Source organism: Pirellulales bacterium (assembly GCA_036499395.1).
Lineage (GTDB): Bacteria > Planctomycetota > Planctomycetia > Pirellulales > JACPPG01 > JACPPG01.
The window spans coordinates 1-22,575 of record DASYDW010000047.1 but is presented as its reverse complement, the minus strand read 5'-3'; the positions used below and the strand labels follow the sequence as shown (position 1 = coordinate 22,575).

Genomic DNA, 22,575 nt, shown 5'->3' with positions numbered 1-22,575 from the left:
GGGACTGCCAATGGAGGTCGGACAAGCGGTCACGGTCGGGTCATGGGCCGTCGGCGCTTATGACTGGGTTCAACGTCGAAAACTATTCAGGCGATGGCGATATGATCGAGCCAATGCGGTTTTGAAGCCGATGCATTTGGAAGTGATGCATGGCATGCGGCATCTTGCCAGCCAGATGAGGAATCTAGACGGCAATTTCCAAGCAACGGCGATGATGGCCATCGACACTTGCACCGCTTGCCGACGGTCGATGTCGCGGCTGTTGAAGGTTCCGGCAAACCACTTGCACTGTTCGCTCAAGTTGATGGAGGCCGATGGCGAAGAAGGGCGCGTCGCGACGTTGGGAAGGTCAAAGCCATTTGACGAGCGGCCCAGCAAGCTCGGCGACGACGACGGAGACCTGGTCACATCGAGTACAACCTTCGCTTCGCTGTTGGGAATGAGCGACGGAGTCACTTTATGGAGCAGAGACTTCACTTGCTTCTGCTGCAACGACCTCAAGAAGCAAGGCACGCGCTTTCGATGTGGCCGCGAGAATTGGTCGAACTATTACCAATCTGTTCTTGTCTTGCCCCTGCGATACCCGCGGACGTGCGACGGACAGGACATGGGTTATATTGGTTTTTTGATGTTTGATTCCCCGAAGGTTGGTACGTTCGCCGGATTACCGGAAATTTTTGACTATCAGAATCGTGCCGCGGAATACCTGGAGGAATTGCACTCGTCTCCCGTATTCAACCTGGGCGCGATTTTTGCGGATACGCTAGCAACATTTTTGAGTTCCTTTTACGAAGTCAAACATCCCCATCAGAAGGCAAATGAATGGCAAGTCAAAACGCTGCACCAAAGGTCGTCCGAAGCGGAACGGACCAAGCAGCCAAAGCGCCCGCCGAACGGAAAGTGACTATCGTCACCACTCCGGCGGAGTACTTTCGCGCTGCGGAGCGCGTCATGCTCGAGCTTAAAAAGAACGGTGGGCAACGCTAGACGCGTTGCGGATCCGTATCACGCCCTCAAATGCAGCGAACATTCTCATGCTCGCTGCATTTGATAGTGGCTCTCATCCTACGCCGACGAGAGATTTTCTTCGCCGCGAGATTCCCCGCGCGGGAATGTCAGCGACACCAGGGCAAACCCGACGGCCGCCGCTAGCATCAAGCCGGTGAAGAACCAATAGTATTCGGCGCCCGGCAGCTTGCTAGTTTTGTCCTCGTTCTGGATCACGGTATTCACCACCGCGGTCACGGCGTTGCCCAGCGAGACGGACAACAGCCAGATCGCCATCACGATCGACTTCATGTTCTTGGGCGCAACGGTGTACGAGAACTCGAGCCCCGTGATCGACACCATCACCTCGCCCGAAGTCAGCACGATGTAGGCAAGCAGTTGCCAGGCGATGTGTGGCGTCTCGCCGCGCTGAATCATCGTCTCGATCCAGCCAGCGATCGCAAAGGACAGCCCCGTGACGAACATGCCGATCGTGATCTTCCGCGTGGGGGTCAGCGGGATGATCCGGTTCAGCGCCGGATAGACGATGTACGCGAAGATCGGGATCAGGATCAGGATCAAGATCGGATTCATGGTGTGCGTCTGAGACGCCAGCCATTCCTTGCCGAAGGCGTTGCGATTCATGTTCTCGGCCTGTAAGACCCAAGCCGAGCTGCTTTGATCGTAGAGCGACCAGAACACGGCCACGAACAGCGTCACGATCAATGGTGTGCGCAGCGCCTGCATCCCGGCGGGCGTGAACGCTTCGCGCAAAAAGCTCAACCCCGTCGGCGGCACGTGTACGAACTTGTGTCGTCCTAGCCAGAAGATGAACGTCGCCAAGGCCATCAAGATGCCCGGCACGGCGAAGGCCACGTGCGGCCCGTAATGTTCGAGCAGTTCAGGTATGAGGATCGTCGAGAACATCGATCCAAAATTGATCGAGAAGTAAAACCAGCCGTATACTTTTTCGAGCAAGTTCTGATTGCTGGGCCCGAACTGGTCGCCGACGACGGCCGACACGCAAGGCTTGATCCCGCCTGAGCCCAGGGCAATTAACCCCAGCCCCAAGAACAGCCCTCCGCGCGTCGCATCGATCGACAACACGAGGTGCCCGAGACAGTAAATCAGTGACACCCAAAAGATCGTGCGGTATTTCCCCAACACCCCGTCAGCCAAGAGCGCCCCGAGAATGGGAAAAAAATAAACGCTCGACAGGAACCACGAGTAATAGGCCTTCGCCTGCTCGGGGGACAGCAGGTCGAGCTCTCCTTGCCGGTCCAGCATGTACCTGGTCATGAACACGACCAGGATGCAGCGCATTCCGTAGTAGCTGAACCGCTCGGCCGCCTCGTTGCCGATGATGTACGGAATACCGCTGGGCATTCCCTGCGTATCTTCCGGCACGGTGCGGTAGTTCTGCGACATCGGCAGGCGGCTCCCAGGATGAGTCGTGGCAGGTGGGGCAACTTCGCTCCGCGGGCGAGCGGGGGCGAAGAATCGTTAAGCGGGCGTCGCGCGCGACCGGTCAGAATGGTCGCACAACACAAATTCCTGTTCAAGGGCGCCGTCAGGGGGGCGGGCGTCTCGACCGCCTGCTAGTAACTAGTATTTGGTAGCTAGTAGTCGCTAGGGCATTCGCGGAGATTACTAGCTACTGACTACCGGCTACTAGCTCATCCCACTCGTCCGCCAGGGGCGCCGTCACCGACACCATTTCTTGCGACATCGGATGGCGAAACGTGATGCTGCGGCCGTGCAGGGCGATGGCCCGTAGTCGCTCGTCATCGTGTTGCTGTCCGAACGCGGTCGTTGATCCGTAGAGCTGATCTCCCAAGACGGGGTGGCCGCGTGAGGCGCATTGCACACGAATCTGATGCGTGCGGCCTGTCTCCAGTTCGATCGCCAGCCAGGTGCCCCACGGCCGGACCTGCAGGATGCGATAATGCAGCACAGCCTCGCGCCCCTCGGGATGATCCGCCGCCACGATTTCGGCCCGCGGTTCGCCGGGCACCTTGCGGACGAAATCGGTCCAGGTACCGGCCTCGGGCGTGACCGTGCCGGCGACGCATGCCCAATAGACTTTTCGCACCAGGCGTCCTTCGAACTGTTCCGAGATTCGCCGTGCCGCTCGGACGTGTCGCGCGAAGATCAAGGTTCCGGATACGGGCCGATCCAACCGGTGTGGCACGCCGAGATAGACGTTGCCCGGCTTGCTGTCACGCTCTTTGATCCAGGACTTAATGCGAGCTTCGAGACTATCAATGCCCGGCGGAGCTTGCGTCAACAACCCGGCCGGCTTGCGTACCACCAGCACCGGCCCATCCTCGTATAACAGCTTGACTTGATCGTCGATCATGCGTGCCAGTGTAGAGTCAGCGGTCGGCAGAGGGCAGTGGGCAGAGAGGATGGGGGTTGAGCCCGACTAGCACGCGTGCCACGGCACCGGCAGTTCAGAAGATCCATCCGCAGATTTCACAGATGGGTCTCGAGGGACGGCAAGCGTTTCCAAATATGCGATCATCTGCGCAATCTGCGGATCAAAATCTTCGTCCGATCGGCTTTACCCGATTGCGCGGGCGATGGCGAAGGCGGCCGCGGCGGCCAGCCCGCCGGTGAGCACGGTTTGCAATCCACCGCGGAAGGGGCTGATGCCGGTCAGCCTCGCTTTCACAAAACCGAAGACCGCGAGCGCGGCCAGGGTCACACCGGCCGAAGCCAATAGCGCCGCATGCGTTGACGCCATAAAAAAATACGGCGCCAGCGGAATAAAGCCGCCGGCGATGTACGAGCCGGCGATTGTCAGGGCGCTCGTGCGAGCCCGACTGGGGTCGGGCGCTTCGAGTCCCAATTCGAAACGCATCATGAAGTCGACCCAGCGGTCGCGATTCGAACTTATCGCGGCCACGATCGGTTCGGTCTGTTCTGGTGTCAGGCCATAGTCGCGAAAAATCTCGGCCACCTCTTCCTTCTCGACCGCGGGAACGGTTTCACATTCGCGCAACTCACGCGCTCGTTCGGCATGGTAATGCTCAGCGTCGGTGCGCGCAGCCAGATAACCTCCCAGTCCCATGGCGATCGAACCGGCCGCGATCTCGGCCAATCCAGCCGTGACGATGATGGCATTCGAATCCACGGCGCCGGTCAGACCCGCAGCTAGCGCAAACGGCACCGTCAGCCCATCGGACATTCCGATCACGACATCCCGCACCATCTCAGTAGCCGTGAAGTGACGTTCGATGTGAGGCATGACGGTAGTGGGCAGATGGCAGTTGGCAGAAGGCAGTACATGCGTGCGATGCTGACGCGTCGCAACGACTGCCTACTAATGTATTCTCTGGCCGGGCAGGGCTCCGGTGTCGGGGCTTAGTACGAAGACTTCGCTGCCGCCGGGGCCGGCGGCGACGACCATGCCTTCGCTGATGCCAAAGGTCATCTTGCGCGGCTCCAGATTGGCGGCGATGATCACCAGCCGGCCGACCAATTGCTCGGGTTTATAAGCCTCTTTAATGCCCGCGAAGATGTTGCGCCGCTCTTCGCCTCCTAGGCTGACCGTGAGCTGAAGCAACTTCTTGCTCTTGGGCACCTCTTGCGCGGCGACAATGCGCGCCACGCGCAAATCGACTTTGCTGAACTCATCGAACGAGATCGTCGGCGTGAGCGGTTCGGCGGCGAGCGCCTCGGGCCCGTCGGTAAACGTTCCCGCTGGCACGGCGCCCTCGGATGCTGCGCCGGTCGTGGCTGACGATGGGCTGGTTGGTGCAGTTGCCGCGCTCGACGCGTCTTTTCCCGCAGGCGCTTCCTCACGACTCGAATTGATCATGGCTTCCACCTGTGTAGGATCGACTCGTTTCATTAAATGTTCAAAGCGGCTGATCTTTGTTCCCACCAGCGGCCTTCGCACTTCATCCCAGCTCTCGATCGGCCGGTTCAAGAGCGTGCTAACCTGCTGCGCCAGGCTTGGCAGCACCGGCGACAGGTACACAACTAGTTGCCGGAACAAGTTCAACGCCACGGTACAGACTTCTTGCAGCTCCGTGGCACGCGCGGGGTCCTTGCGCAGATTCCACGGTGCGTTCTCTTCGACATATTTATTGGCTTGATCAGCCAGAGCCATGATCGCGCGCATGGCCCGGTTGTAGTCGCAGGCGTCGTAGGCCGTGGCGATTTCGTCGCCGGCCGCGGCCGCTGCGCTGAACAGTCCGCCGTCGTCGGGATACCTGGCCGCCAGTCCGGTCGCTTCGACAAACCGCGCCGTGCGGCTGGCCAGGTTCACCACCTTGCCAACCAGGTCGCTGTTGATTTTGGACACGAACTCGTCGAGGTTCATGTCCAGATCATCGAGCTTGGGTGTCAGCTTCGAAGCGTAATAATAGCGCAAGTATGACGGGTCGAGATGCTCGAGGTAGGTCGCCGCGCGGACGAACGTCCCCTTGGTCTTCGACATCTTCTCGCCGTTGACGGTCAAGAAGCCGTGGATATGAATCATGCGCGGCAGATTGAAGCCCGACGCCTTCAGCATTACAGGCCAGAACAACGTGTGAAAATACGTGATGTCCTTGCCGATGAAGTGGTGTACTTCCGTGGCCTCGTTGCGCCACCACGATTCGAAATTCTCGCCCTGCTTCTCGCACCATTCGCGGCTGGCCGCGATATAGCCGATTGGCGCGTCGAACCAGACGTACCAGTAATTCCCGGGCGAGTCGGGTATCTCGAAGCCGAAATACGGCGCGGGGCGCGACACGTCCCAATCGCGCAGCGGCTCGGATAAAAATGCCGCCGCCAGCCATTTGGCCACGTCGGGATGCAGGTGATCGTCGCTCTGCGTCCACTCGGTGAGAAACGGCCGCAACTGCTCGGTATTGATGAACAAATGATCGGCCGAGCGCAACTCGGGCGTGGCGCCAGAGAGCGTGCTCACGGGGTTGATCAATTCGGTCGGCGAATACGTCGAACCACATTTGTCGCAGCTATCACCGTACTGGTCGGGCGACTTGCACTTCGGGCAGGTTCCTTTCACGAACCGGTCGGCCAGGAACGTACCCGCCTTCGGATCGAACAGTTGCGACACGGGTCGTTCGCTGACCAGGCCCGCCCCGCGCAGCGATTTCCAGAACGTGGCGCAAAGTTCACGGTTCGCCGGGCTGTTCGTGCTACCGTAATGGTCGAAGACGACGTCGAAGCCGGCGAAGTCGCGCGTGTGCGCTGCTTGCATGTCGGCGATCACGGCCTCTTCGCTGCGTCCCTCTTGCCGGGCGCGGATCATGATCGCCGTGCCGTGCGTGTCGTCGGCACAGATATAGACGACTTGCGCCCCGCGCAGCCGCTGAAAACGGACCCAGATATCGGTCTGGATGTACTCGACCAGATGGCCCAAATGAATGTGGCCATTGGCATAAGGCAAAGCACTGGTAACGAGGATGCGGCGCATGGGCAGTAGTTAGTAGTCAGTAATCGGTAACCAGTTAGGCGGTTGCCGGAAGTCGGTGGTTGAGAAGGCGCGGTCTAAATATCGGCGCATGCCCGTATGCTAGCGTCCACGCCCTCGCGTGAGTGGGGGAATTGTATACCACGTCGTACCCCCTCGGGAGAGCGATCATCGGACGGATCACGGGCACAACATCGAACTCTCGTACAACGCGGCAATGCCACTCGTCTGACCATGCTGCGTTCTGCCGGCTACCGGCTGCCAACAACCGACTACCGGTTACTGCCTACCAACAACTGCCGTCCGGCATGGAACCTGCACAACGGCTCGGCGAGTTCGTTACAGGCGTGAGTCATTTTCGAACAGGGAGAGCTGTGCGTGCCGTTTCTGCCGTGCAATGCGAGGATTTGCCTCGCCGAGCTAGCGGAACTGAAGGCGCGGTTGGCCTTGTAAGAATTGCCTAACAAAGGCAAGATGTCGCCGCTTTGTCACGGACTCGAGTGGTCGCCGGAAGCGTTTACCCGACGTCGCAGCAGGCACACTAACCACGTGCTTGTCGCCAGTAAGGACACTGGTCTGCAACGAAACGTTCACCGACGGCTTGTGACGGCGACAAGGAGGTTGCCCTCGCTGGTGTGTTGCGATCCATCGCACGATTGCCACACCTGATGACCCATATCTCCCGGTTGCTCCCGCAGTTGGCTCGCCTTGCGCCGCCGACCCCGCATGTCGACGGACCAATGCGCGCTGCTTATCGCACGATCCAAGGAGGGATCCATGCATTTGCTGCATTCCGTCGTGGCGTGTCTCGCAATGACGGGGGCTGGGCAGACAGAGTTGCTCGATTTCACGGCCACCTGGTGTGGACCGTGTCAACAAATGGCGCCGCTGGTCGACTCCTTGGCCGCTCAGGGGCAGCCAGTACGAAAAGTTGATTTCGATCGCGAGCGCGATCTGGTCGCGCGCTATCACGTGACCGCGATTCCCTGTTTCGTCATGCTCGTCAACGGGCAGGAAGTCGACCGCGCCGTCGGTGCGGTCAGCCAGGCTCGCTTGCAACAAATGCTCACTCAAGCGCAGCGCGCCGGCTCGATGGCCGGACCCGCGGGCGCACCAATGCCATCACAAATGGCCGCCGCACGCCCGGGCCGCGAGCGTACCTTCGCTGACGAACCACCGACGCCGATGCCTGGCCCACCTGCCGCTGGTGGACAATCGCCCGAAGGCGGTCAACCAGGCGCGTTCGCTCCGCCGGCTGCCATGCCGCCCAGCATGCCATTGCCCGGCGAGCGCAGCCCGTACCCCTTGATCACGGCGCAACCGAGCGTACCGCAGGGGCCGCATCGCGATGCCTTGTCGGCTGCCGGTTCGGCGTTGGAGAAGAATACTGCGGCGGCCGAACGCTGCCTGGCATCGAGCGTGCGGATCAGGATCGCCGATGCTGACGGAAACTCAGTCGGTTCGGGAACCATTATCGACGCCCGCGCGGGCGAAGCCTTGGTACTGACCTGCGGTCACGTTTTTCGCGACTCGCAGGGGCAAGGCAAGATTACGGTCGATCTCTTCGGCCCTGGCGCGCCGAAGCACGTTCCCGGCCAGGTCATCGGCTATGACCTGAAACGAGACGTGGGCCTGATCAGCTTTCGCCCCGGCGTGCCAGTCACGGTCGCGCGACTGGCGCCGACCGGCTACGCCATCAAGTCAGGCGACGCGGTGCTGAGCATCGGTTGCGACAATGGCCGCGAGCCGAGCGTTCGCAATAGCCATGTGACGACCACCGACAAATACCTGCCGCCGCCGAATATTCAGGTCGCGGGTCAACCGGTCGAAGGGCGCAGCGGCGGTGGACTGTTCACGGCCGATGGCCTGTTGATCGGCGTCTGCAACGCGGCTGATCCGGCGGACAACGAAGGCTTGTACGCCGCCATCGGCTCGATTCATGGTGAACTCGCTCGCAAGGGGCTCACCCAAATGATTGCGGGCCCTGCGACCGTTGCACCTACTGGTGCTGAGCCGACATCGATGGCTCGCAATATGCCAGCCATGAATATGAATAGTGCGGCGCCGCGCGTTGTGCCTACGAGTGCCGAGGAGTCGCGTGGTCCCATCGGCGGAGCAATGGCGAATCCTCCGCTGACCGTTGCCGAGCGATCGGTCTTGGAAAAGATTCGTTCCGCATCCGGTGACGCCGAGGTGATCTGCATCGTGCGGCCGCTGAAGGATCCGCATTCGATGAGCGAGATCGTGGTCGTCGATCGTGCTTCGCAAGATCTGCTCCGCCAGCTATCGGCCGAGCGGCGCGGTCAGACCACGAAGCGTCTCACTTCGCTCGAAACACCGCCGGCGAGTCAGCCCGTCAGGGCGCCGGTCCCAGACGCTGCGCGGAACTGGCAGCCGACGACGCAACTACGCTGAAAGAGACAATGTCTGGTGTTCGAATGCCGCAGGAAATTCGAATGACGAAGGGTTGAACTCGATCATTCGTCATTACGTCCTTCGGCATTCGTCATTCTGATGGCGGTTTGCATTCCCTTCGCACGTTCCGTTGCAGGCGGGCGGGACGCACGCCCCCTAGGAAAAGAAGCAGGCCGTCCTCCACCGCCCGCAGGCGATGGAGTCCGGCCCTTCTATATTTCGATTCGCCCCGCTTGGGCGGAATGACTTGCGGCGTTTAGTCGGCGTAGATTCGCGTGGCTTCTTCTTCCAGCACCGGATCGGGGGCATCCTCGCTGCGGAAGTAGGCCTTGAATCGCACCTGGCCCGCCTTCTTGCACTTCACATGCACCTCGTAGGCCGTGGTCTGACCCGGTTCGAGCACGTCGATCGGCGGGAAGACCAGTTGCTGTCCCTTGATCATGCCGGCGGCCGGACCATTGGCTTCGAGAATTTGCATCTCACGCGGCACCTCGGCGGCGAACTGCACGCGTCGGGCTGGCGTCGAGCCCATGTTCGATAGCCGAATGCGGTACATCGTCTCGCCGTCGATCTCGACCGGATCATCATCTTCGGTGACGTCGATCGTGACATGCGGCGCACCTTTTACGCGGGTCGTGGTCTCGGCTTCGCCGACGACACCACAGTCCGCCTTGGCTGCGGCGTTCAGGCGATGATCGCCCGCTTCGACCGCCATGAGTTGCACGCCCACGGTCGCGGTTTCGTTTGCTTCCAGGCGGCCGACGAACCAGGCAACCTGCCGCACGTTGCGATCGTAGTTGCCACCCGAGCTGGCCTCGACGAAGCGGAAACCTTCGGGCACCTGTTCGAGCAATTGCACATTGTCGATCGGCGCGGGGCCAGGGTTCTGTACCGTGATCGTGTATGCAGCGCGACGATCGACGAACCGCAGCTTCGGTCCGTCCATCGCCACAGAGAGCGCCGGTTGGACAATGCGGATCGAACAAGAAGACTTATCCATCGGACGCTGATCGATGAACGCCCGCCCGTGCAGGCTGCAGTCGCCAGGTTGCGAACCGGACATCATCACTTGAACGTGCCGGGACTCGCCCGGCGAGAGCGTGCCGATTGTGTATCGCGATTGCGAGCCGTTGGCCGCTTCGAGTCCGTCACTGGGCGCCACCTCGACGCTGACGCCCATGGCCGGACCGGTTCCCTTGTTCGTCACGCGAAATTGATACGGAGTCGGCTGACCGACGATCGACTCGCGCGGTCCTTCGACGACCAGGGCCAATCGCGGTTCGACGATCTGTATCGTGGCCGCTACGTGCCGGGTGAACGTCACGGCCGCTCGCGGGGTCACATCCCCTTGTTGCCGCGGCGTGAAGGTGACTTGCGCGGTCTGCGACGAGCCAGGCGCCATGTCCCCGAGTTCCCAGGTAAGACGCTGCCCTTCGGTTTGGGCTTTCGGCTCGGCCGAGCCAAACTCGACGCCGGCCGGCAGTTGCACGTCGACCGCGACGAAGCGTGCCGTCGCATCACTGACGTTGCGAACCAGCAACTGGCAGGTCGCTTCCTGATCGACCGAGACAGAGCTGGGCGTGATCCATTGCAGCGTTACGCCGCCACGCTGGTCGCCAATATCCGAGACCGGCAACTCTTCGGGGAGGGACAGCGGTCGCGGCTCGGCCACCACGTCATTCGGTTCGGGCGTATCGGTGCTTTCGACCGTGGTCGGTGCCTCGGGCGGAGCGGCCAGTGTCGGCTCGGGCGAATCGATCGCAGGTTCGGACATTTCGCGTTCCGGCGCCAGTTGCGGCTGCGGCGCGACCTCAGGCAAAGGATCGTTGTGCGAGACCGTCATGATCTCGCCGGACGACACAGCGGGTTTCTCAGCGGCAAGCTGCTCCGGCACCAGTTCGGTGACCGGTTCCGTCGGCGCCGCGAGCTCGTTCACCGTCTTTACGGTTTGGTAGCGCGCTGGCTGCGTTAGGGTCGTGTCCGCATAGCGGTTCGCCTTCGGCTTTGCTGGCACGGCCTGTTGGACAAGCGGCGTCTTTACGGTGGGTTGAGCCGGCGGCATTTCGGCGTCGCTGCCATGGTCGGTATCGGCCGTTAGTTGCGGATTCATCCGTCGCGGGCGAATCGGCTCGAGCGATGGGTTGTCGCGATAACGATCGCGCGGCCGTGACTCGGTCTGTGGGGCGGTCGTGGCAGTTGCGTAACGATTGGCCGTTGGCTTGGCCGGACTCGCGTCGCCATCGACGAACGGATTGTGAATCGTGGGAGGGGGACCGGGGGGCACCGTTGCTGCCGAGCTGTCGGCCGCATGTGCCGAGCGCGGAGCCATGAGCGACTGCCAAATTCCTTCGAACTTCTGCCCGCGCATTCCCAGCCCGTGACCGATCAGCACCGTCAGGCCTGCGGCGGCAACGAAGCCGGAAATCACCGGAATAAGGGGTCGCTGACTCACGTTATCCTCCCACATGCTGGCATCGGGGCGTTGCCGCTAGCGAAACAAATTCGACGGACCGTGGCCGCCGGTGGCTGCAAATCGAACGCTTGCGGTACCGGCGCGCGAGTATGTGTCTCGCGAGTCGGTCGGACCGCGGCGCGTTAGATCGAGCCGCGGGAGATATCGGCGTGGCGCCGGTCGGGGATTGAGCGAATTTGGCAAACTTTGCCGATCGCGACGAGTTTGTCGTGACATCAGTGCGCTGCTGGCACGAGTAGCTAGCGCATCATCCGCGCGTGTGAGAACGTGCGATTCGTCCTCCTGTTTCTTGCGGTGCGAGTAAATGTCCTGCTCCTGTGGAATCCGCGCCAATAACCGACGTTGATCCAAATTGCCAATCGGTGGTAGTCTACCGCCGCAAATTTCTAAAGGGCTGCCCGGCGAAAGGGATTTCATCGCCACGGCAGAAGGAAAGGAATCGTTGATCTAAAGAGCGCGCTGCTTCGTTAACAACGCAAGTGTGCCGCGCAATGTAGATCGACGCAGTTAAAGCGGCGCGGTTCATCGTGCGATTCGTCACCTGCTGATGGCAGGAGCGCTTCGCACGGATTTTTTCCCCTGTCATGGATGACTAGCCATGCACTCGCCTGCCTCGACCGTCGCGAAATTCGCGATCATTCTTCTCGCCTGCGGCGCGCAGTGCGCCGATTCGGCCCGCGCGCAAAACACTTTGAAAATCAAAGTCGACGCCGGTGAGACGCAGTGGATCTGGTCCGCGAAAAGCCCCAAGGACCAGGTGCCCACCGAAAGTTGCTTCTTCCGCAAGTCGTTCGACATGGGAGATGTCGAACAAGGCAAAGTGCAAATCACTTGCGACGATCGTTATGACCTGTACGTGAACGGTCGCCTGGTCGGCTCGGGCAAAGAATGGCAAAAGCTGAAGAGCTACGACATTCAACGCTTCTTGCAAGCCGGGCCCAATACGATCGCGGTCCGTGCCGAAAACACGACCGCCGGAAGCGCCGGCCTGGTGGCGCGTGTCACGGTGCGCCAAAAGGGGAGCACCGACGTCTCGCATTCGACCGATGCCACTTGGCGCACGAGCGATCATGAAACGGTCGGTTGGGAGAAGCCCGGTTTCGACGATGCCGCCTGGCCCATGGCGCAAGTCCTGGGTGAGTTCGGCGAGGCCGCTCCGTGGGGCAAGCAAGTCACGGCTGCCGATGGTGCGCAAGTCGCACGCTTTACGATCGCGCCGGAATTTCGCGTCGAGCGCGTCTTGAAGGCGGAGGATACCGGCTCGCTGATCGCGATGACGTTTAATGAATTCGGCGAGATCCTTGCCTCGCGCGAGGGAGGCCCACTGCTGATCATCACGGACAACGATCAGGACGGCGTTCCGGATACAACCGCCACCTACTGCGACAAGCTAAAGAGTTGCCAAGGCATTCTGCCGCTCAATGGCAACGTCTTCGCCATCGGCGACGGTCCTGAAGGGATCGGCATGTATCGGTTGACCGACGAGAATCAGGATCGTCAGGCCGATACGGTCAAGCTGCTGTTGAAGTTCAAAGGCGAGATGCACGAGCACGGGCCGCACGGCATGGTGCTTGGGCCCGATGGTCTGATCTATGTCATGATCGGCAACCACACCAGTTGCATTTCACCGGTCGAAGGCGCAGGCCCCCATCATCACTGGTACGAAGGGGACCTGGTACAGCCGCGGTATGAAGACGCAGGCGGTCATGCGGTGGGCATCAAGGCGCCGGGCGGCGTCGTATTGCGGACCGACACCGAAGGTAGCTTCGTGCAAACCGTGGCCGGCGGTTTCCGCAATGCCTACGACCTGGCTTTCAACCGCCAGGGTGATTTGTTTACTTTCGATTCGGACATGGAGTGGGACGAAGGACTGCCCTGGTATCGCCCCACGCGTATCAATCACATCACGGCCGGCGGCGAATTCGGCTGGCGCAGTGGTTGGGCCAACTGGCCCGAGTATTTCTATGACGCTCTGCCCCCCACATTGAATGTCGGGCGCGGCTCGCCCACCGGCATGGTGGTCTACAACCACTACTCGATGCCGTTGCGTTATCACAACGCGCTGTTTGCCTGCGATTGGTCGCAGGGAAAAATCTTGGCGATCAAGATGACCCCCTCGCGCGGCACCTATGAAGCCAAGAGCGAAGTGTTCCTCGAAGGTCGCCCGCTGAATGTCACCGACATCGAAGTAGGTCCCGACGGCTGGCTCTATTTCTGCACTGGGGGACGCGGCACCGACGGCGGCATCTATCGCGTCGTCTGGACGGGCAAAGCTCCGCCGCGCCCGGCGACCCCCGGCGCCGTCGAGGCCATTTATCAGCCACAGCTCGATAGTGCCTGGGGCCGGCAAAAGGTCGCCACAATTCAGCAAAAGCTCGGTCCCAAATGGGATAAGGAGTTGATCGGCATTGCCAGCAATCCGAAGAATAAGCCGGCCGACCGTACCCGTGCCTTGGACTTGATGCAATTGCTCGGGCCGTTCCCCACGGGCGACTTGCTGGTCAAACTTTCGACCGACCAGTTTCCCGAGGTGCGCACCAAGGTTGCCGTGTTGATGGGCCTGCATCCGGATGAAAAGACGGCTCGGGCGCTGATCTCGATGCTCAGCGATCCCGATCCCGGTGTAGCCCGCAACGCTTGCGACGCAGTTGTGCGCAGTGGCGGCAGCGCTCCGGTAGATAAGCTGCTGGACCTGGCCGTTAGCCCGAATCGTTATGTCGCCACCGCCGCCAGTCGGGCGCTGCAACAATCGCCGCGTGACGAATGGCAAGACGTAGTGCTGAATTCGCGCAAGCTGCGCGAATTTCTGATCGGTGCCGCGGCGCTCGAGGCGGTGGACGCGGATCCCGATCTAGCCCGGGTCGTGGTAGCTCGCTGCGGCGAATTCATGAAAGGTTACGTCAGCGACCCCGACTTCGTCGACCTGTTGCGTTTGATGCAGATCGCGATGCATCGCGGCGGTCTGACCGTGAAGGACGTGCCCGAGGTCGCTAAGCAACTGGAACGCGAGTATCCCTCGCGCGATTTAACGATCAATCGCGAGCTGGTGCGGCTGCTGGTGCATTTGCAACAATCCGACATTATTCCCCGGATGCTGGAAGAATTGGAATCCAAGGATCCCATGCCGGACAAGATCCACACCGCGACGCACGCACGGTTCCTGGAATCAGGCTGGAGCACGGATCAGAAGATCGCGCTCTTGGAATTCTATGAGCACAGTCGCGACCTGAACGGCGGGCACAGCTACGGGCTGTACTTGGATAACTTCGGGCGCGATTTCTTCGCCAAGTTCAGCGAAGAGGAAAAGATGCAAGTACTGGCTCACGGCGAGCTGGCCCCGACGGCGGCACTCACCGCGCTTGCCAATCTGCCGGAAAATATCGGCAGCGACAAGCTGGAGCAATTGATCGTATTGGACGGCCGTTTGCAAACGCTCGAGCAGCCGTCCGCGCAGAGACTGCGCATCGGCATCGTGGCAGTGCTCGCGCGCAGCGGTACGCCCCGTGCGATGAGCTATCTACGCGAACGCTTCGACGCCGAGCCGAATCGTCGGCAGGACCTGGCGATCGGGCTGGCCCAACAGCCGGGGGGCGAGAACTGGGAGTTCCTGGTTCGCGCTCTGCCGATCGTCGAAGGAGGCATCGGCCGAGAAGTGATCGCGCAATTGACGACCGTCGATCGCAAGCCCGATCAGCCCGAACAGATTCGCCAGGCGATCTTGTGCGGCCTGCGGTTGGGTGAGAGCGGAGCCAAAGATGCCGCTGTGCTGCTCACCAAATGGACGGGTGAGCAACTGACCAGCGACAGTTCATGGGAAGCGACGATGGCCGCCTGGCAGAATTGGTTCCAGGAAAAACATCCCGACCTGCCCGCCCCCACGTTGCCCAAGGAAACTGCCGGTAACAAGTGGACCGTCGACGAAATCGTTGTCTTCCTCGCCAGTGGTGAAGGCATGCACGGCAACCGCGAGCGCGGACAGGAAGTGTTCGACCGGGCGCAGTGCGTGAAATGCCACCGCTTTGGCTCGCGCGGTGAAGGCATCGGTCCGGACCTCTCGACCGTCAGTCAGCGTTTTCAACGCAAGGAAATCGTCGAGTCCGTGATTCATCCCTCGCATGTCATCTCGGATCAGTACGCCTCGAAGACGGTACAGACCGAACGCGGCATGCAGTTCACAGGTATCGTCGGCGAAGCCGGCGTCGGCGCCGTGATCGTGCTGCAAGCCAACGGTGAAAAGATCACGATCCCGCGCAACGAGATCGACGAGATCGTTCCGAGCCAGAAGTCGGCCATGCCCGAGGGGCTGTTCAACACGCTGACGCTGGAAGAGATCGCCGACCTGTTCGCCTATATCGCGGCCCCGTCGGGCAAGCCGAGCACGGTAGCCGAAGGCGTCGACAATCAACGCGTGCGGGTCAAGCAGCGATAGTCGTCGGTTGATGCATCGAGCCCAGTAACCCCTGTCCCTCCGGGAGAGGGCAGAGTGAGGGAACGTAACGCTATCCCGCCACGCGCCGGCGTGTTTAATTACCGCTAAGACCGACGCCGCTGATAGCGCCGGCTGGCGTCTTCGAGCATTTTTCGCTCGCTGTCTGACAGGCTGTCGATTCCCTGTCGCGAGACCTTGTCCAGCAGCGCATCGACGCGCGCCTCGAGTGACTCGCCCCCATCCAGACGCGGATCATGCACGCGTAGTTGCGGCTTTGGTCGCCAACCACGCAGTCCGCCGGGGAGCAACCGCCCCAGATTAATGTGCGAGTAGAAGTACACTGCCGCCAGTGCGGCGCCGGCCAGGTGCGTTTCATACGCCACGCGTGGGCCACCACGCTGCGGGGGGCCGATGAAGCCCAGGAAATCCGAACCGACGTAGAGAATCGCCAGCGCCCAGGCCGGTACGGGCAAAACACCCCAGATGTAAATCATCCGCTTGGGGAAGTGCAGCACGTACAGCACCAGGATTCCCATCACGGCGCCCGATGCGCCGACCATAGTCTCGAACTCTTCCCCTTCGACGAAATGCACGAGGACCCACGCCAGCGAGGAGAGCACGATCAGGCCCAAATAGATGCGCAGGAATTCCATCCGCCCGTAGATCCCTTCGACCTCGCGGCCGAAGAAATAGAGCACGAGCATATTAACTAAGATATGCGCCAAGTTGTGCGAGTGGACAAACCCGGCCGTGAGCAATTGCCAACAATCCCACGGGTGCTGGAACAGATCGGCTTTCAGCGAGAGTTTGTCTTCGAGCGCGCCGCCGCTCATCCAATCCAACAGGTAGACCGCCACGTTCACCAGGATCAGGTTCGTGACCATCGAGCGATCGCCGCTCAGCGAGAAGCCGGGACGGTCGTCGCGGATATACTCTCGGTCGTATAGACCCATGGTGTTCTCGAAGTCCTGGCGGGCGGCAATCCGCGGCGCTGTCTGGCCGCAGAGGAAATCGCGCGAGCGCTGAGGGCCGCCGCGCGTCAGTGAAATTCTAGCCTACGGCTGGCCGACTGGGCATGGCCCTCAGTCGGACGGTGCGGTCTTGCACGGCGATCGTACGTGTTTTCAGGCCGGCCCCGCTGCTTGTGAGGCGCTGGTCGCGGTGAGATAATTCGACCGCTGTGGCAGTTACCCAGACTTTTGCTGCCGCAGAATTCGCACGCGATCATGCCCCAAGTGAGGAACGATTCATGCCCCTGAGAGTTCTCGCCCAGACGTTCGCTTTCACCGTCGTGACCTTGATAGCATTCACGGCCCGCGCGGCCGAATCGGATTGGAAGCCACTGGTTCACGACAGCACCCTCGACGGCTGGATTCAACGCGGCGGCAAGGCGCTGTATCGCGCCGAAAACGGCGAGATCATCGGCACCAGCGTCCCGAAGACCAGCAATTCGTTCCTCTGCACGGACCGTGATTACGGCGACTTCGAACTGGAGCTCGAATACAAGGTCGACCCGACGCTGAACTCGGGCATCCAGATCCGCAGCCAATGTTTCGACCAACCGACGGAGTTGAAGACCGCGGATAAGACGATTCGCATTCCCGCCGGCCGCGTGCATGGCTACCAGGTCGAAATCGATCCCTCGGACCGGGCCTGGAGTTGCGGCATCTACGACGAAGGTCGGCGCGGCTGGTTGAACGACTTGAAGAAAAACGAGCCCGCCCAAAAGGCGTTCCGGCAAAACGAGTGGAACAAGGTGCGCGTGGTCTGCCAGGGAGATTCGCTCCGCACTTGGCTGAACGACGTTCCGGCCGCGGATTTGAAAGACGACATGACCAAGAGTGGCTTTATCGCCCTGCAGGTTCACGGCGTCGGCGATCGCAGCGAGCCGCTCGAGGTGCGGTGGCGCAATATTCGAATTCGCGAGTTGTAGGCTCTATCGCAGGGATTGCCCGAGGTCACGATGACCGACGCCTTTGGACTACTCCTCTTCGCCGTCGCGGGGCTGACGAGCTTTGCGGCGCTTGCCAATGAAGCACCGGCGAGTTCACCCTCGGTCGACGAAATTGTCCGGCGCCTCGCATCGAATGAGAAGGCACTGGAAAGCCTGCAGGCCACGTATCTGTGCATCGATGCATTTAACTACGTGAAGCCGGGCACAGAGCTTCCACGGGGGAATATGATCGAGGATGACGCTGTCTCGATGACCCGACGAGGCGAAGTCACATGGGAGATGACAAGCAGCGGGCAGGGGAGAACGGAAGCCCACTTTCAGATAACGAACGTGCGCGTCGACGGGGAAAGGATTGTCCGCGAATGGATATACAATTCTGTATTCGACGGAACGAGTGGCCGATATCGAATCACCAGTTCGCGCTCTGACGATAGTCCGCCGAGTGTTCAGCGAGGTGTTACGGAGACGCTACGAGGCGCGACTTCATCCCCTTTCGACATCACCACCCAACATCTCGGCACGCCGATCAGCAAGCTGCTCGTGGACGGTAAGGCGAACGTTGTTAGTAGCGATGTGTGGGAGGATCGCCCGGTTGCCGTCTTGGAAGTGCAACCAATTGTTAAGCCAAAATACGCTTCACAGCTTCGGTTCTGGATCGATCACGAACGAGGCACGGTGGTGCGCCGGCAAACGTTTATGCGGTACGGCGAAGACGGTCCGTGGGCTTTGCACTACCAGGCCGACGCCCGGCAATTTTCCGAGCATTTTCCCGGCGTCTGGCTGCCCGAGATGGTCGACATATCGAACTATGTCGTGACCCGGGCGGGACAGGAATTCCTCTCCGTCAAGGAGCATTACAAAGTCAGCAACTGGATCGTGAATGCGAAGATCGATCCAGCGCGGTTTGAATGAATCGCGAACTGCGGGCGGTAACTTTCTTTCCCGTCATCTACGCGCCAGAAGCTCACGCAGATTCCTCTCCCCCCAAAGTAAGTCGTCGGACTTGCGCTTTGTGGACCGGCTGGCTACGAGCAGCTACATTCACCGACTGCGGCTGACCGAGAGTCGAGCCGCCATGTTCTGCTTTCCCGCATCTCGATACTTACGAGAGCGTCTTTGTTCGGGAACGCTCGCCACCCAACGAGGAGCATCGCCATGTCGACGCGATTTCATTTGCTGATTGCCGGATTGCTGGCCACGGTGCTATGCGCTCCGGCGGCGGCCGCCAGCCTGACCTCGGGCATGAAAAAAGGAACGCCCGATTTGAAATCGGCTGGGCCCGCCACCTTCGCTCCCGAGGGGGTTCTGCTGGTCGGTGACACGCTGGGGGCGATGATCTATGCCATCGCCACCGGTGATACTTCGAGCGGAACGGCCGGCCAGCCGGTCATCGTCGATAAGGTCGATGAAAAGATCGCGGCCCTGTTGGGCATCGCGACGGCCGAAATCTTGATCAACGATTTGGCCGTGAATCCCGAAACCGGCAGCAGCTTTCTCACCGTCTCGCGCGGGCGTGGGCCCGATGCCAAGCCGGCGATCATTCGCATCGACTCGGCGGGCAAGATCACCGAGTTCCCGCTGACCGACGTTACGTATTCGTCCGCCGCGATTCCCAATGCTCCGCAAGACAAGGGACGTCAGGACGTGACGACCGATCTACAGTTCACCGGCGGGCAGGTGCTCGTGGCTGGTCTGTCGAACGAGGAATTCGCCTCGCAGTTGCGAATGATTCCGTTCCCGTTCGGCACAGTCGATAAGGGAGCGAGCGTAGAAATCTATCACGGCTCGCACGGCCGTTTCGAAACCAAGGCCCCCGTTCGCACGTTTGCCGTGTTCGACGTTGCTGGGCAGCCGAACGTGCTGGCTGCTTACACCTGCACGCCGCTCGTGAAATTTCCGGTCGCCGAACTGAAGCCCGGCTCGAAGGTCAAAGGAACCACGGTCGCCGAGTTAGGGAATCACAACCGGCCGCTCGACATGGTCGTCTACAACAAGGATGGCCGGGACTGGATTCTGATGTCCAATAGTGCCCGTGGCCTGATTAAGGTCGACCTGGCGAACATCGACAAGTCCGAAGGCATTACCGAGCGCATTCCCGATGTGGCCGGTCTGCCGTATTCGACGATCGAAGAGTTCAAGAAAGTCGATCAACTCGATCGCCTCGACAAAGGGCACGCCGTGCTGCTGGTGCGCAACGACGGCGGATCGCTCGCCCTGCGAGCCATCGAGCTTCCGTAAACGTGCCATAACGATTTCGGCTCCTGCGCTCGCCGCGATGTTCGGCGAGCGCAGGAGATTTTTACCACGTAGCAGACGATTCCCTGCGGCACGTGCTATGAGCGTGCGAAACACGGGGGCGCTCCGACTTGCTCGGCATTCGATCGCAAATGTTGACGGTTCTTTTTTCTGCCTGGCGCGATCACTATCACCCGGCGTCGCTAGTGATCGGCGCTGTTGCAATGCTGTGTTGCCTGGGCGGGTGCGATTCGCCGGGCACCAAAACGTCGGCCGGTGCGGCGTCAAGCGATGCACCCGCCGACTTGCGGCTAACGCTCAATCAAATAGGGAGTGACCCCGCCACCAGCGTTGATCTGGTCGGCCTTGCGGCGAACGAGCTGCAGGCGTTCGCCGCACTCGACGAAGCGCAGCGTGCCACGGTCTTGCAAGTCTTCGTCGGTGCGCAGGCAAACGACGATCTGCCGCCGATCACCGGCGCAACCACGGTTGTCGACCAGGCGTTGCGCTTCACGCCGCGTTATCCGTTCGGCGCCGGGCTCGATTATCGTGTGCTACTCAATCGCCCGCAATTGAGTAGCACACGCAATTTTGCAGAACCCGTCACGTTGCAGTTTTCAACCGCGCCGGTCATCGCGCCCACTGCCGAGATCGCGCATATCTATCCGACCGCGGATCAACTCCCTGAAAATCAATTGAAGTTCTACCTGCACTTCTCGGCGCCGATGAGCCGTGGCGAAGCGTACCGACACATTCATCTGGTTGATGCCGAGGGACGCGATATGCCGGCTGTGTTTCTGGAACTCGGCGAAGAGCTGTGGGACCGGGACATGCAACGTTTTACGCTCTTGTTGGACCCGGGGCGCGTGAAGCGGGGCCTGGTGCCGCGCGAGGAATTGGGGCCCGTGCTCGAAGCAGGGCACGATTACACGCTGGTCATTGATGCGGACTGGCCTGATGCGCATGGCCGTCCGCTGCGCTCGGGATTGCGTAAATCATTTCACGCCGGCGCCGCCGACGAAACGCCAATCGATATCACGGCGTGGCAGATTGCCTCGCCCGCGGCCGGCACACGCGATCCGCTGCGCGTCGAATTTCCCGAACCGCTCGACCACGCGTTGCTGCTACGCGTCTTGCACGTGACCAGCGCGACGGACGAACCGATCGCGGGCCAGATCGACGTCCCGGACGGCGAAACGCACTGGCGGTTCACGCCGGACGTGCCCTGGCCGGCGGGTGAATACCGGCTGGTCATTGAGACGACGCTCGAGGATCTGGCCGGCAACGCCGTGGGCCGTGCCTTCGACGTCGACACTTTCGGCCCGATCCGCGAACGGATCGAGACCGAGACTGTCGCCCGTCCGTTCGTGGTCTCGGCGTCCGAATAGCAGTTCCGGCCACAGCGCCACCCCTCTCGGCGGACGGGAAATTGGCAGACTTCCAGCTCCCGGCGGTTTCAGCAGGCGGCATTTCCCGTGAAAATCGAAAAAATTGGGCCAAATGCCGTATTGCGCCCAGGTTATTGCTTACGCTAACTGGTTGTGATTACTCTTATTTATGGGGATTTCGCGGCCTCTCCTGGTCGCTGACAGTGCGAATGCGATATGGCCGGTTGCCGCGGCCACAGTAGCGCGGCGCTTGGGGTCGGCGCATAAATTTGGAAACGGGGAACAGGTGTGATGAGAAGAGCCATGTGCAAGCGGATTGCGGTCGCCCTTGGACGTTCCGCAGCGCTGTTCGCGACCATTCTCGCGCTCGACTGCGCGTTGTGGTCCAGTGCGAGCTTCGCTCAACAGGGGCTCACCAGCACCGGGTTCTTTGCCGGGGCGGTGGGTGGTATTTCGATCAATGCTGATGGCGTATTGGCCAATGCGCAGCAAGACAATCTTCACAAGCTGCGCGACGTGCGCGTCAAAGCGTTGGCTGCGGTGCCGGGCGATCTGGCGCAGCCGACCGAGCTGCGGAAGATCTCTTTGCGTGGGCTGATGGCCACGATCGACGATTACCGGCTCAAGAATCGCGACTTGCCGGATGATGTGAAATACCTGGCCGGCTTGCAGCGGCTGCGTTACGTCTTCGTCTATCCCGAGCAGAACGACATCGTGCTGGCCGGCTTTGGCGAAGGGTGGAAGGTTGGCGAGTCGGGCGAGATCGTCGGCGCCAACACAGGCCGTGCCGTGCTGTTGCTCGATGATCTCTTGGTCGCGCTCCGTTCGGCCATGCAGGCCGCGCAGGGAGGCATTTCGTGCTCGATCGATCCCACGGCCGAAGGTTTGCGCCGCTATCAAGAGGCGATGAAGTATCAGCAAACGATCGGCGCCGATCCGCAAGCTACGCTGCGTGGCATCGAACAAGAGCTCGGCCCACAAACGATCACGCTCACCGGCGTGCCGGCGACGAGCCATTTCGCCCGCGTGCTGGTAGCCGCCGATTATCGCATGAAGCGGCTGGCGATGAACTTCGATCCGCCGCCGATCAACGGCCTGCCCAGCTATTTGCACATGGTGAAGCCGGGCTTGAAGGGCTCGGCCATGCCGCGTTGGTGGCTGGCCACGAACTACGAGCCGCTGCTGACCGACGCTGACGGTCTGGCCTGGGAACTGCGTGGGCCTGGTGTAAAGGCCATGACCGAGGAAGATTTCCTGCTCGAAAAC

14 protein-coding genes are annotated in these 22,575 nt (G+C 60.9%); 8 read left to right on the top strand and 6 right to left on the bottom strand.

Translation table 11 applies throughout. From position 1 onward, the window contains the following. Window positions 1-121: 121 nt before the first annotated feature. Window positions 122-904 carry a hypothetical protein gene (locus tag VGN12_07490; protein ID HEY4309280.1) on the top strand — a complete coding sequence of 261 codons (783 nt, stop codon included), beginning with the start codon at window positions 122-124 and terminating at the stop codon, window positions 902-904. Window positions 905-1,065: 161 nt separating this feature from the next. Here VGN12_07490 and VGN12_07485 read toward each other — a convergent pair whose 3' ends face one another. From VGN12_07485 to metG, 4 genes are all read right to left on the bottom strand, one after another. Then, entirely contained in the window at window positions 1,066-2,415 is a 1,350-nt protein-coding gene (locus VGN12_07485) for a POT family MFS transporter (GenBank protein HEY4309279.1), read from the bottom strand. A 226-nt stretch (window positions 2,416-2,641) separates the two neighbouring features. Beyond that, window positions 2,642-3,346: an RluA family pseudouridine synthase gene (locus VGN12_07480; protein HEY4309278.1), complete on the bottom strand. Its 705-nt coding sequence runs from the start codon at window positions 3,344-3,346 to the stop codon at window positions 2,642-2,644. A 204-nt stretch (window positions 3,347-3,550) separates the two neighbouring features. Continuing rightward, a complete protein-coding gene (locus VGN12_07475) occupies window positions 3,551-4,237 on the bottom strand; it encodes a VIT1/CCC1 transporter family protein (GenBank protein HEY4309277.1) in 687 nt (228 codons plus the stop codon). A 75-nt stretch (window positions 4,238-4,312) separates the two neighbouring features. Beyond that, the gene (gene metG, locus VGN12_07470; protein ID HEY4309276.1) at window positions 4,313-6,418 is read right to left on the bottom strand and encodes a methionine--tRNA ligase; all 2,106 of its coding nucleotides are present in this window, start codon (window positions 6,416-6,418) and stop codon (window positions 4,313-4,315) included. A 774-nt stretch (window positions 6,419-7,192) separates the two neighbouring features. Between metG and VGN12_07465 the strand changes: the two genes are divergently transcribed. Beyond that, complete coding sequence (locus VGN12_07465; protein HEY4309275.1) at window positions 7,193-8,830, top strand: trypsin-like peptidase domain-containing protein; 1,638 nt, start codon at window positions 7,193-7,195, stop codon at window positions 8,828-8,830. Between the two features lie 256 nt (window positions 8,831-9,086). Here VGN12_07465 and VGN12_07460 read toward each other — a convergent pair whose 3' ends face one another. Beyond that, a complete protein-coding gene (locus VGN12_07460; protein HEY4309274.1) occupies window positions 9,087-11,282 on the bottom strand; it encodes a hypothetical protein in 2,196 nt (731 codons plus the stop codon). 619 nt (window positions 11,283-11,901) lie between these two features. Here VGN12_07460 and VGN12_07455 point away from each other — a divergent pair. After that, complete coding sequence (locus tag VGN12_07455; GenBank protein HEY4309273.1) at window positions 11,902-15,732, top strand: HEAT repeat domain-containing protein; 3,831 nt, start codon at window positions 11,902-11,904, stop codon at window positions 15,730-15,732. A gap of 104 nt (window positions 15,733-15,836) precedes the next feature. Here the strand turns inward: VGN12_07455 and VGN12_07450 are convergent, their stop codons facing one another. Next, window positions 15,837-16,685 (bottom strand): rhomboid family intramembrane serine protease, encoded by an 849-nt coding sequence (locus tag VGN12_07450; protein ID HEY4309272.1) that lies wholly within the window; start codon window positions 16,683-16,685, stop codon window positions 15,837-15,839. A gap of 296 nt (window positions 16,686-16,981) precedes the next feature. On the opposite strand from VGN12_07450, the gene VGN12_07445 reads away from it, so the two are divergent. The 5 genes from VGN12_07445 to VGN12_07425 all read left to right on the top strand — a co-directional run. Then, a complete protein-coding gene (locus tag VGN12_07445; protein HEY4309271.1) occupies window positions 16,982-17,665 on the top strand; it encodes a DUF1080 domain-containing protein in 684 nt (227 codons plus the stop codon). A 30-nt stretch (window positions 17,666-17,695) separates the two neighbouring features. After that, window positions 17,696-18,598, top strand: coding sequence for a hypothetical protein (locus VGN12_07440; protein HEY4309270.1), 903 nt, complete (start codon window positions 17,696-17,698; stop codon window positions 18,596-18,598). A 243-nt stretch (window positions 18,599-18,841) separates the two neighbouring features. Then, complete coding sequence (locus VGN12_07435) at window positions 18,842-19,924, top strand: hypothetical protein (protein HEY4309269.1); 1,083 nt, start codon at window positions 18,842-18,844, stop codon at window positions 19,922-19,924. 149 nt (window positions 19,925-20,073) lie between these two features. Continuing rightward, window positions 20,074-21,309 carry an Ig-like domain-containing protein gene (locus tag VGN12_07430; GenBank protein HEY4309268.1) on the top strand — a complete coding sequence of 412 codons (1,236 nt, stop codon included), beginning with the start codon at window positions 20,074-20,076 and terminating at the stop codon, window positions 21,307-21,309. A gap of 303 nt (window positions 21,310-21,612) precedes the next feature. Next, a partial coding sequence (locus VGN12_07425; GenBank protein ID HEY4309267.1) for a DUF1598 domain-containing protein occupies window positions 21,613-22,575 on the top strand: 963 nt, incomplete at its 3' end.

Bases quoted from the DNA above. Each gene is read 5' to 3' on its own strand.
- VGN12_07485 (HEY4309279.1), bottom strand. From the start codon at position 2,415: ATGTCGCAGAACTACCGCACCGTGCCGGAAGATACGCAGGGAATGCCC.
- VGN12_07480 (HEY4309278.1), bottom strand. From the start codon at position 3,346: ATGATCGACGATCAAGTCAAGCTGTTATACGAGGATGGGCCGGTGCTG.
- VGN12_07475 (HEY4309277.1), bottom strand. From the start codon at position 4,237: ATGCCTCACATCGAACGTCACTTCACGGCTACTGAGATGGTGCGGGAT.
- metG (HEY4309276.1), bottom strand. From the start codon at position 6,418: ATGCGCCGCATCCTCGTTACCAGTGCTTTGCCTTATGCCAATGGCCAC.
- VGN12_07465 (HEY4309275.1), top strand. From the start codon at position 7,193: ATGCATTTGCTGCATTCCGTCGTGGCGTGTCTCGCAATGACGGGGGCT.
- VGN12_07455 (HEY4309273.1), top strand. From the start codon at position 11,902: ATGCACTCGCCTGCCTCGACCGTCGCGAAATTCGCGATCATTCTTCTC.
- VGN12_07450 (HEY4309272.1), bottom strand. From the start codon at position 16,685: ATGGGTCTATACGACCGAGAGTATATCCGCGACGACCGTCCCGGCTTC.
- VGN12_07445 (HEY4309271.1), top strand. From the start codon at position 16,982: ATGCCCCTGAGAGTTCTCGCCCAGACGTTCGCTTTCACCGTCGTGACC.
- VGN12_07440 (HEY4309270.1), top strand. From the start codon at position 17,696: ATGACCGACGCCTTTGGACTACTCCTCTTCGCCGTCGCGGGGCTGACG.
- VGN12_07435 (HEY4309269.1), top strand. From the start codon at position 18,842: ATGTCGACGCGATTTCATTTGCTGATTGCCGGATTGCTGGCCACGGTG.
- VGN12_07430 (HEY4309268.1), top strand. From the start codon at position 20,074: ATGTTGACGGTTCTTTTTTCTGCCTGGCGCGATCACTATCACCCGGCG.